General features: G+C 45.0%; 3 protein-coding genes. All 3 read right to left on the reverse strand.

Annotation, left to right across the window (positions count from 1 at the left end):
* Positions 1–45 precede the first annotated feature (45 nt).
* Entirely contained in the window at positions 46–1,851 is a 1,806-nt protein-coding gene (locus tag DN068_RS19550) for a hypothetical protein (protein ID WP_123985419.1), read from the reverse strand.
* 19 nt (positions 1,852–1,870) lie between these two features.
* Positions 1,871–2,917 carry a discoidin domain-containing protein gene (locus DN068_RS19555; protein WP_165836468.1) on the reverse strand — a complete coding sequence of 349 codons (1,047 nt, stop codon included), beginning with the start codon at positions 2,915–2,917 and terminating at the stop codon, positions 1,871–1,873.
* Positions 2,918–3,645: 728 nt separating this feature from the next.
* Positions 3,646–11,865, reverse strand: coding sequence for a GEVED domain-containing protein (locus tag DN068_RS19560; RefSeq protein WP_111000641.1), 8,220 nt, complete (start codon positions 11,863–11,865; stop codon positions 3,646–3,648).
* Between the last annotated feature and the right edge of the window lie 137 nt (positions 11,866–12,002).

The raw sequence follows: 12,002 nt of genomic DNA on the forward strand, positions 1-12,002 counted from the left end.
CGCTAAAACAGCCAGTAGCAAGATTTTTTCCAAGATGGAACGAAGCTATTTCTTACCCGTGAGCTGATGCTGCAATTTGCTGATCTGCTCTTGTTGCACTGCAAGCTGTTTTTGTTGTTGAATAGAATATAAAGTGAGCTCTTCAATTTTCTGCATTTGTATTTTCAGCATTTCTGAAACATCAATACCATTCTCAACAACATCTTTGGCTGACGGCACATCTGGTAAATGCTTGTTGGCGGCCACGTAATCTGCTACTTCGTCGAGCGATTTTAACGTGTAATCTTCGTTAAACACGAAATCACTCCATTGACTCAGATCTTTACAAGTAATGCCGGATGAAACAATACGACCACGAACACCGAGCGTGTAGTTGAGACCGGAGTATGGAATGACCGCATCAGATGAAGGAAACGGAAGATCGGAACCGATCAGCACCTGATTTTGAAAAACCTGCATAGTAGCTTTCTCATTTACTTCCATGATAATAGGCATATTCGGTTGGAGCGTTTCAATATTCAAAAAAGGATATTTTTGATTATTTGCATCGGGTCCCCATGTTTGTATGCCCATACGTCCTGTATAAACAGAAGAAGTATTACTGCCAGAGTTAGTAACTCGTAAAGAAGAGGCAAGCCAGGATTGCTGTCCATCGAATGTAATCGGGTTTCCGGCAGCTGTTCTGGTACCTGTCTGCACTACCTCAAGTTTGTAAGAAGGACTGTTTGTACCAATACCTACATTTCCATTGCCAAGTAAACTCATTACGTTCAGAGAAGGTTCTGCGGTGGGCGCATCTACTCCTTGCTTCCACAAATAGAAATCGATTGAATTTCCTGTGGTGTAGCCCGCCTCATGCCTGGTTTTTATTGCATGCCGATAGGTGTTGGTATTATTCCAACCAAACATGATCTGACTTTTGGCGTATGAACTACTACTATTGCCATTTCTGATCAAGGCACTTCCTCCCAGTATATCCAATGCCTGCGTTGGTACATTCACGCCAAGACCAACATTCCCGCTTGCCGCAATTGTGAAAGCCGAAATATTACTATTGCTGCGGTTGACTATCTGAAATGAAGAAGGCGCGTCACTTGCACTGCTTGTCGACACCAACCGGTAGTCTTGGCCACCAGTACCGGTATTGGCCACCGAAATATTGAAATCATTTGCATTACCCGCAAAACGTGCCCCTGATGAAGGATAATTGGCTCCGCTCAAGACTTCCAGCTTCGAACCCGGACTAACAGTACCAATTCCTACATTACCACCAGCCATCACATTGAGGATATCATCATTGGTATGAAAACCCAACGTGAGCCTGTTATTATCTGAGCTATTCCCTGCATAAACAAACCGCAGTTTACCCGTATTCTTTATAGTATTACCCTGCCCTATTTGTAAGGCAATACCATTACCTGCAGTAATACCAGCCTGATAAATTTCCTGACCGACAAAAAAAGATGAAGAGGCGTCTCTGGGATCTAGTTTAAGCGTACCGTGAGCGGTAATCAGCGGCGCATCGTTGTCTGCAACTTCCCACTGTACTGCGCCAACACCCCTATCACCATTTGCCAGGCTACTTCCGAACAAGAATTTTCCGTTTGACTGAACAACCATCCTTGTAATGTGATTTGTAGTTAGTCCTATACCGTAGTATTGTGTATCACGACCTCCTGCTGACGTCGGTCTTCGATTGTGTATTGCCTCGCCATTACCCGACCCGTCAGCCAGTATGAAGCGGAACATTCCACCGTACATTTCATTACCCCATGACTGGGCATTTACCTGAATAATGGATGCCAATATCCCACAAACTGTCAGCGCACTATATCGTTTTATTGATTTCATAATTTTTCCCTTTATTGCTCTAGTGATTATTTAATTTACTTTCAAGTTGCTCTACTCTTTCCATCAGCTCATTTTTCTCTGCATGTTGCTCTATCAAATGGAGCGTCAGTTCTTCAATTTTTCTCAGCAGTAAAAAATTAAACTGCATTACATTGATATAACCTTGCTGACCGTAGTCTTTTTCTGATTTAAATTCAGGCAGATGTTTGTGCGATTTGATATACTCGTTTAGTTTATCGAGAGACATCAAGGAATAATCTTGATCAAAGACATAATCCGGAACTGTATTGCCATAATGATTGGTATCACTGCAGTACTCTCCGTATTTATTTCCGGATGCTCTGTCATATACAAATCCCATGCTATCTATTAAAACAACTCCGTGCGGGGTAATAGTAAGCCCCAAGGTATCAGCAGGTCCACTGCCGCCCACAAGTTTGAATCCATTCAAATTCTGATTACCATTCCAGGATATGGTAGGTGCGGCGGCCGGTCCATACACTGTCACTTCTGCGACATTGCCCCATCCTCCACTCGGAGACAAATAGCGTATGTATCTAGCCTGTGTTGGTCCTACGGGTTGAATGTCTTTTGCATAATAATCTAAAAAGGAGTCCACCATGTTTACCCCACTGCCTGGCAAAGTGAATAAAGTAGTGTAGTTCGTAAAGTTTGCATCATTACTTATCTGAAACATTCCTCCTCTCATTCTGTCGTAAACGCCATTTCTTGGACGAAACCTGATCGCATAAATTGATTTTACAGATCCAAGATCCAGTCCCGCCCAAACGCCATCAGCTGTCGGACCATCAAAAAAGGTATTGACGTCGCCGTCAAATACCTTGGATACGTCGTTGCCTAAATTCGCATAACTGCCCGCTGTACCAATTATGGTTCCGGAAAGAACCGGTAACCCGCTTATACTGGAAGCTGCTTTGTTGTACCCCCACAACTGACTTCTGGCAGGCGTGGTACCACACATAGCTGCGACAAAAAGCAGACTCAAACTGCCAGCAAATCTTTTTTTCCGATGTAACAACGTGGTGTCTTTTTTGTTTTTCTTCATTTCTGTAACCATTTTGAGATTTTTATACGCATTGGTACACGAAAATTGGAGGCATGGCACTGAATGTATCAATACCTGCATCAAAGAAATTTTCGGTGCTTTTTTGAATTAAATAATAAAATGGCCGACGATATAACAGGAGCGTTACATCAAAAAGATATTACACATAAACATTTCAAAAAGTGAGCAGACATGTATGACGGGGGAACATGCCAATATACTAAGACAATAAAAAACAGGGCGGTTACTTTCGTCGTTGGCGGTATAAAAGGTAATAGTGCAAAGCTAAACGAATGTTTTTGAACTTAACAAAACCGCAACACTCCATCGAGTGGGATATTAATCGTCTATTCTTTGAAAAGCCTAGAAAGAGCGCAAAAGGCCAGAAAAAAACCTTTTTTGATAAAAAATAATTTAAAGAAACTACGAATCACAACTGGACAAAAATCGAATCAGTATTAAATAGAAAACGAGAATTGACAGTAGAAATTTGACAATAGGCAATTGATTCATTTTTTAAGTGTGCTGTATTCCCAGATGAAGGCAGGTTGAAATAAAAGGGAAATGGGTAGTGGAATTGGCATGCCGCTCATCCGATCCAGGTTATTGCACTTCTTAAACATTTTCCTGAATACATCCGAACCAAACCAGATTAGATAATTAAACTATGCCCAATAGAAAAACGGCTCTCAAAAATTTGAGAGCCGTTTTTTTCTGTTGTTTGTTTTTTAGTTCTTCTGGAGTTTGTCTTTGAGTAAGATTTGTCCTGAAGAAGCATCGGTAACAATGATCATGTACAAACCACTTGCGATATCACCCAGCTGGATATCTTTCGCATGTGCCTGTTGCGTTACTGTCTGACCTGTGAGGTCGGTAATCACAACGTTTACGTCAACCGGAGCATCGATCACAACGCGATCGTGTGCCGGATTTGGATAAACCTTGATTTTATCGCGACCAGGGACTACTGCTACGCCAAGATTATTGATGAAGAATACATCAGAATAATTGGTACAGCCGTCAACAGTTGTAACACGTACCGTGTAAGCACCATTCTGCGTTACGTTGCAGCTTTGGTTCGTTGCACCCGGAATTATATTGCTGTTGAAGTACCATTGGTAACTAGCAAATGCACCTGTAGACACCGTGTTGTTCGCAAATGTAACCGTTGGATTAGGTAATGGATTTACAACGACCAGTACCGGTGGATTCGACACATCACTACAACCAAATGAATTGGTCACATGAACAGCGTAGCTACCGTTTGAATCAGCCACAAAATAATTATCTGTAGCACCAGAAACCGGAGCACCATTCAGTTGCCATTGGTAAGTAACACCTGTTGCAGAAATACCATTCAGTACCACAGCACCACCTTCACAGAACGTAATCGGTGTCGTGTAGGAAATGTTACTGTTTGGTTTCGGATTAATGGTAACTGTTGTTGGCGTAGATGTATTAGTACATCCAGTTGTACCATCGGTTGTTGTTACCGTATACAAGCCTGAAGTGGCAGCACCGAATCCGTTGGTTGTAACACCAGTAGCAGTAGCATTTCGTTTCCAAGCATAAGACAAGTTGTTACCTGTGTTTGCGGCCATCCAGATTGTATCACCATCACAACCAGAAGCTGAAGGACTCAGCAGCGTGATTGTTGCAGGTGGTGCCGGATTTGCCACCACGTTAAATGCAGTTGACGTAATGTTACAAGTGGTTGTCGGATTGGTTACCGTAACCGTATAGCTACCAGAGCCAGTCACATTGTAACAAGTTGTCGTTGCACCCGTGATATTGTTGGTATTCAGTTTCCATTGATAAGCAGAGCCACCTGTCGCAGTTGCACAGAGATTTGTGCTGCCGCCCTGACAGATTGTAAGACCGTTGGAAGCCGTTACGTTTACGGTTGGCAATGGATTTACTGTTACCACGCTTGCAGCTGATGTGTTAGCACAACCAGTGGCTGGATTAGTTGCCACTACTGTGTAGCTGCCGCTTGCGTTTGCAGTGTAAGCATTTGCAGTTGCAGCCGGAACGATTGCATTACCGTTTTGTTTCCATACATAGTTCAAACCTGTTGCCGGATTAGCACTGAGTGCCACGCTTCCGCCTGCACAGAACGTGAGCGCACCGCCTGCTGTAATAGCAATAGTTGGCAGTGGGTTTACCGTAACCGCTGTTACAGCCGAGGTGTTTTTACAACCTGTTGCTGTGCTTGTTACAGTAACTGTGTAATTACCGCTGGCATTTGCCGTGTAAGCAGCAGCTGTTGCAGCCGGAGTAATTGCAGTACCGTTGTTCTTCCATACATATGTCAAACCTGTTGTCGGGCTTCCATTGAGTACCACAGAACCACCCTGACAGAATGTTGTTGTCGTTGCAGGCGTTACTGTAATGGCTGGCAATGCATTCATGTTAAGCACAGTGGCAGCAGAGAAGCCAGGACATGTCGGGCTGGTAAATACAGTCAATGTGTAAGAACCCGGAGCATATGCTTTGTACGTTGAGTTTGTAGCATTGCTGATCGGATTACCACCGAGGTACCATTGGTAAGTAATACCACCTACCTGAGGACCTGTAAGCAATACACTGTCTCCAGAACAGAAAGAAAGTATGCCAGCCGGCGTAATTGTAGAAATCGGCGCACCATTCATTACTGTAATCGCATTTGTTGTGTCAGAACAGCTGTTAGCTGTATTCGTTACAACGGCAGAATAGTTACCACTCAGCGTTGCAGTATAAGACATATTCGTCTGACCGCCGATAACCGTCGTGCCATTCAGCCATTTGAAAGTAAGTGTTGACAAAGTATCACCGCTGAGTACTACGCTTCCACCTGCGCAGAAAGTAGTTGTACCAGAAGGAGTGATGATCAGTGGCAATTGTTTCACAGTCAGTTTTGCGATGTTAGAAGTTACATTACCACATGGGGCAACACCCATTACGACCACAGTATAGTTACCGCTGTCATTAGGAACAATTGCCGGGATAGTGTAAGCTGTATCAGTTGCACCATTGATGTTGATACCGTTTTTCTGCCATTGATAAGTAATACCTGTACCTGTAGCAGAAGATGTAAATGTTACAGCGCTACCGTTACAGATGCTTTGTGCTACTGGTTGCAGGTTAATCGTTGCAGGATTGTTGAACGTAAGTGCTACAGGTGTTGTTGTAGCACCAGTCACACTTGGACAAGAGCTTCCTACAATTACGGAATAGTTAGCAGCATCGGTTGCAACAGTATTAGCAATGGTATAAGTAGCATTTGTAGCCCCCGCGATATTCACGCCAGCTTTCTGCCATTGGAAAGTAGCACCAGAAGTAGATGTAAGCCCTACGGTAAATGTAGCCGGGCTGCCGAGACAAACCAATTGTGCGACCGGAGGTGTGGTGATATTAATCGGAGCACAAGCTTCACCGGCTATAAAGTCTGTAGGACCTGTAATGCTCATACCTGTACCGGAAATAGAGGTAGCCAGTGGACTAGAAACCGTCGGGTAAGTCCAGGTAGTGCCATCAAATTTACCCACTTTAAAATTAGCCGGTGTAGCACCAGCATCCACATCAGCAGCGTTCCAGTTGAGCGTTGCAGTGATCAGATTAGCACCGAATGTGAGACCGCCAACCGGAGTAACCGAGAAATAACGGTTTACATCGCGTGATGGGTTGATCGTACCAAGGTTAATTGCCGGATGATCCGGAACTTTTGCAATGGCACTGATTGCACCTGCAGTCGTGATAGCACCCGTACCACCAGAAATACCCAGCGGGCTGTAGAAAAGTGAATCACCAATAGGATAAGTATGGGATAACGAACCAGCAGTTGCTGCTTTTTGATAAGCACCTACTACCCATCCGACAGTCTGGCTGGTACCTGTGGTAGATGCACCTGCGAGTTCGCTGAGCGTGCTGCCGTTCAGATACAATCGTGTCGGACCGGTCATTCCGTAGTAACCAACAGATGATGCATCAAATTTGAAAGTACCCGTAAAATTAACCGGAGTACCCATATTGAACGTAACACCGTTCGGGTTGTTGACAATTACGTTTTTAAATTGACCCGTACCAAGATAGTTAGTAATAATACCCGTACCGTTTACAGTTACCACGGTAGCGCGTTTAGAAGGCCTTACAGCAGCGGCATAGTCAGAAAAATTAATAGAATCTGCTGTTAATTTACCTCCGGCGTTTACCGTAAGGTTTCCATTGACATACATATGGCAGCCGACGGTTTTGTTAATACGAACATCAGCGCCATTGTTAAGTGTCATGTTACCATTCACAACCAGGCCGGGAGCATTAGCCGCAAAAGTTACAAAACGATTGGCTGCTGCTGCACCATTAAAGATGATATTACCAAAGGCAAATTTCGAACCGGAAGAACATTTCAGGAACATACCCTGGGCGTTGTTCGTACTCGTATCTGTAGACGCGCCATCGCCAATCACGAATGTATGCAGAATCGTATCGCTGAAACCACCGGCATTGTAGTTAAATGCATAGCTGTTCGCAACAGAACTTACGTGCGGATCGACTATTGTAAAGGTACCGCCAAGGAAATTCATGTTAGCAGTATTGAACTGTACGATAGAAGTACCGCCAGCCACACTGTTCGTTGGATTACCGCCGGCATTACCATCTACACGGATATCACCGCCGTTCTGATTAATAGTGCCACCGTTTACAAAGTTACCATTCACGTTAAGGTTACCACCGTTTACAGTCAATGTACCGATGTTGTTGAACAACTTGTTACCGCCGCCTGTCGGGCCAACTTGCGCATTACCTGAAAGAACATTGAAGTTACCACCCGCATTGTTGGTAACACCAGATACGCCAGAGTTGCCATTCACTACGAGCGTACCACCATTTACGTTGACATTACCATTGTTAGCAACAGCGCTATCGATTGTTACAGTGTTACTGTTAATCTGCAAAGTACCTGTACCCCAGATAGTGAGTGATTTCGCAACGTTAGCTGTAGGATCTGCAGTTACAGTTACACTTGGGTTGATGTACGCATCATTTCCGATACCAGGAGCAACACCCATATCCCAGGTAGAACCAGTACTCCAGTTACCTGAGTTGATTGCGGTGTAAGTACCCACCATGTTGGTATCTGCAGCACCGATGTAATACGGATTTGCAAGACCGATATCTGTCAAAGCAAGACCGTTGCGTATAGCAGCAGGGTTAATGCTTGCTACGTGCGTACCGGCAACAGTGCTCGCCTGCATTACGCGAAGATTCGTAGTCGTTGCCGGAGTTGCAGTAAACATACCGCTACCATTGATTTTCATACCAATTGTATTGGTACCGAAATTCACGTTAGCATCTGGTACAACAACCCATGAAGAGTTGGTGCGTTTGTTGATCGTGTAGGTGCCGTCCGCAACGGAAAGACCTGTTGTCAGACCGTTAGCATTGTTGTAACCAACTGCGATCGAACCACCGGCAGTCAACGCTGCGGTAGCAAAGTATAAAGATACGTTACGGTTCACACCACCACCGGTTGCAATCGGATAATAACCGATACCAGTACCGGCGATCGTTGGCGCGCCTGTTGTGCCATACCAACGAACTACCCGACCGTTTGGCAGCAAGCGGATGAAGCCAGCACTCCAGCTCAATGTACCATTGCTTGTTGCCGAAGTACCGATAGTCATTGTGCCAGGGCCGATATTGAAATCGCCACCAGCCATCGTCAATGTTGTCGGAATTATTGTATTGAATGGTACTACTACCATGTTACCAGTACCACAGTTCAGTGTTACACTGGCAGGATAAGCTGTAGCAGGCCATACAGTTGCTGTAGCGGCAATATTACCCGGCTGATCATACGTCAACAAAGTGTTGCTGGCGGCATAGGCAATTGCCAGCGTAGTATTGATAGGATTAGGGGCTGTTGTCGAAATACGGATACCACCGTAGGCATTTACATTAAATGAACCGGCAAAACTACCGTTGCCTGTCAGACTGATACCAACCGGATTGGAAATACGGTAAGTAAGACCGCCCGCTGGTGAAGCATTAAAGCTTGCGCTTTGTGCAGCCGTACCGTTGAAATTGATGGTTGTTGGAGCAGTAGTACTACCAGTAGCCGCAGTAGCGCCGAAAGTACCCGCAGTCTGATTGATGTTGCCACCAATATTTACAGCCTGAGCAGAAGTAGCAGTACCACCGTCTAAATCAATAACACCACCTGTCTGTGTAAAATTTCCTGTATGATTCCATGTATAAGCACCAGTAGTAGCCAATTGGAAGGTACCACCAGAAATCGTCATGCTGTTTGTATTCAGCGTAACGTTGCCGGATGTGTTCCAGCTCACTTTACCGCCTGTCTGGTTAATGTTATTGATGTTACATGTGTATGTGGTTGTAGCACCCATCTGCACCATACCTGTACCTGTCGAAATAATATTCAGGTTGTTCGTCACATTCAGAGCCTGGCCACTCCAGGAATCCGTAACTGTGAGACCAGCAAGGTTAATGGTAAAGTTGTAGAACGTTTGTGCGAGACCAGTTGCACCAGGGTTACCAGTATAAGTAGTATAACCGGCAATCACACAATTAGAACCTGTATTCCAGGTAGCCAAAGGAATCATGCCTGGTTGCGTCGTATACTTGTTGATGAACGTACCAAAAACCTGCAGGTTGGCTGCTGTTGCGCCAGTAATAGACGCTGCTGTGCTGGTACCGCCAATGGCCAATGTACCCGAAGCTGTAACAGTATCAATGCTGTTCGTAAAGTTAACAGCGTTGTTACCAGATGTACTCGCCATTTCAAGCGTGCCCGCAATCCAGCCTGTGCCGCCAGTACCTGAGAAGTTTGTAATGGAAGAAGCCCCCATTGCGGTCAGCGAAGAAGCTGAATCAATCTGGAGTTCTTTTGTTGTAGCTACGTTATCTGAGGCGAGCGTAATTGTAGTTGCTGCTGTATTCGTGTAAACAACTTTGGTTTGGTTAGTCACCAGCAAACGACGGATCGTTTGTGTTGTCGGGTGATTGTTTACGGTATCCTGCAAACCATCAGTAAACTGCAGGATATCTGTTACATCCGGAGCGATACGTGTCGGAGTCCAGTTTGCAGCTACCTGCCAGTCTTTACTACCAGTTACGTTACCCTTCCAGGTATATGTAGTTACCGGAGCAGTTGTAGCATTCGCATTCAGCGCAGCGAGTGTATCATACAAAGGACCGCCAGAACATTGGTCATTGAACGCAAAAACAGAATACGTGTATTGAGTAGACGCAGCAACTGTAGCATCATTAAATGTCAGAGCAGTACCAACAGAAATAATATTTGCATTCCCTAAAGCACCGCCTGCAGTGTATGTAGTCTGCGCCACAGGCATTACTGTTGGCGCTGCGGTACCGGGTGTTCTTAAAACGATATATTTATTCGCCGCCGGACTTGCTGCCGTAAAAGAACCTGAGATAAAAGTAGTCCCTGCAGTCAGATTCAACGCAGTTGCCTGTGCTGTCGGTGCTGCACAAGGCGGTAAAGCTACGACCGTAAATGTATAATCCTCGGCCTCACCCGAACCAGAAAACGTACAAGGGGCGCCGGCAACATTCGAGCTTAAATAATCTGCCATAATCCGCAGACGAGTATTACCTACCAGGGCTGTAGCCGGGACTGATGCTGTTCCGGAAATCGTAGACGGGTAAGAACTGGTAGCAAAAATAGTTTCTCCTGCATCCAGGAATGAACCATTCTGATTCCAGTCAACCATTATTTTAAAACCAGCACCACTGGTGGTACTGAATACGCTAGAAAAGTTAAACGGAATGGTCTGCATGGCGACAATGGTATCGGTACCGATATAATTACTGTATCCGACATTCGTTGTACCGCCAGTACTCGTTTTATTGAGATTTTTTATCGCATTGGTAATGGTAAAGTTAGAAATGTAATAACTCGCAGAAGGAGCCACTGGCACACAATAACAAGTATTTGCGGCGCTCATGCCTATTGCAATAGATGTTGTGGTATCTGAACTGTTACCGTTGCCACAAACAACATAAGCTCTGTAAGAGGTGGCCACTGTCTGGTTGCCGGTGTAAGTAACATTGGTAGCATTCGCAATGTTGCTCCAAGTACTGCCACCATTAGTGGAATTTTGCCATTGGTAAATAATACCCGCGCCTACTGATGCAGTTGGCAATGACAGTGTAAAGTTTACGTTCGGACAGGTTGTTGTGCCGGAAGTAGATGCGACCGTACCTGCCAGTACAGAACCAGTACAAACAGTATTGCGCGTTACACCAAAAACATAAAATACATTCTGAACGTTCGTGTATCTTTTAGTAAAGCTTACACTTCGAATTGTCTTGGAATAATTTGCCGCAGCAATCGGAATCACCATCTGATACAACATAGGCCCTTGTGAAGTGCCCTGGTTATCCCATGTATTGTTACCGCTATTATAACGACAACCGATTGCTTTTGCCGGCGTAAAGCCAGATGTAGTAAACCAGTTAGGGACTGCTTTCGCAATTGGCGCTTGTACGGTGCCATCGTTAAAATTTACGGTAAAGTAAATACTGTCGCCGCTTGTGTATTGCACATTGCTGTACAAAAAATCGAGCTCACCTGCTGTAACAGCATTCGTTCCTGTTGGAAAAATCAATGAATCCGTTGCGGGCTGTCCCGATACATTCGTAATAATCCGTAGCGCGTTATTACCGGAATAAGATTGCAACGTCCAGTTCAGGCCGGGCGTAATTGCACTCGGCAAATTGAGGCTCGGTGGCATGGCGCCGCCTGGAGTTGTTGCCGGACTGATACCATTGCCAGGAGCAAAAGTACTATCGTTCAGCCAGTAATTTCCTCCGTCAAAACCATTTGGAAGGCCTGAAGTGGTAGCAAGTGCGGTGCCGGAGCCGTTACAAACGGCGTCGACATTAAATCCGGTAACTGCGACTGGTATATAGCCGGCTTTCGACATCAGCGAATAAAAAACTAAGCAGCATAACAGAAACATCCGTTGTCCGGATCTTCGAAACGCAGCTCGCCGCCTGGGCGACTGAAGGGTAATGCTTCGGATCATGTAATGGTTATTTAATTGTAATTGAAAACTTCTTT

Origin of the sequence: Taibaiella soli, from assembly GCF_003236175.1 — a bacterium.
Taxonomy (GTDB): Bacteria; Bacteroidota; Bacteroidia; order Chitinophagales; family Chitinophagaceae; genus QKTW01.

Excerpts from the sequence above, each read along its gene's own strand:
- DN068_RS19550 (WP_123985419.1), bottom strand. The coding sequence starts at position 1,851 with ATGAAATCAATAAAACGATATAGTGCGCTGACAGTTTGTGGGATATTG.
- DN068_RS19555 (WP_165836468.1), bottom strand. The coding sequence starts at position 2,917 with ATGAAGAAAAACAAAAAAGACACCACGTTGTTACATCGGAAAAAAAGA.
- DN068_RS19560 (WP_111000641.1), bottom strand. The coding sequence starts at position 11,865 with ATGTCGAAAGCCGGCTATATACCAGTCGCAGTTACCGGATTTAATGTC.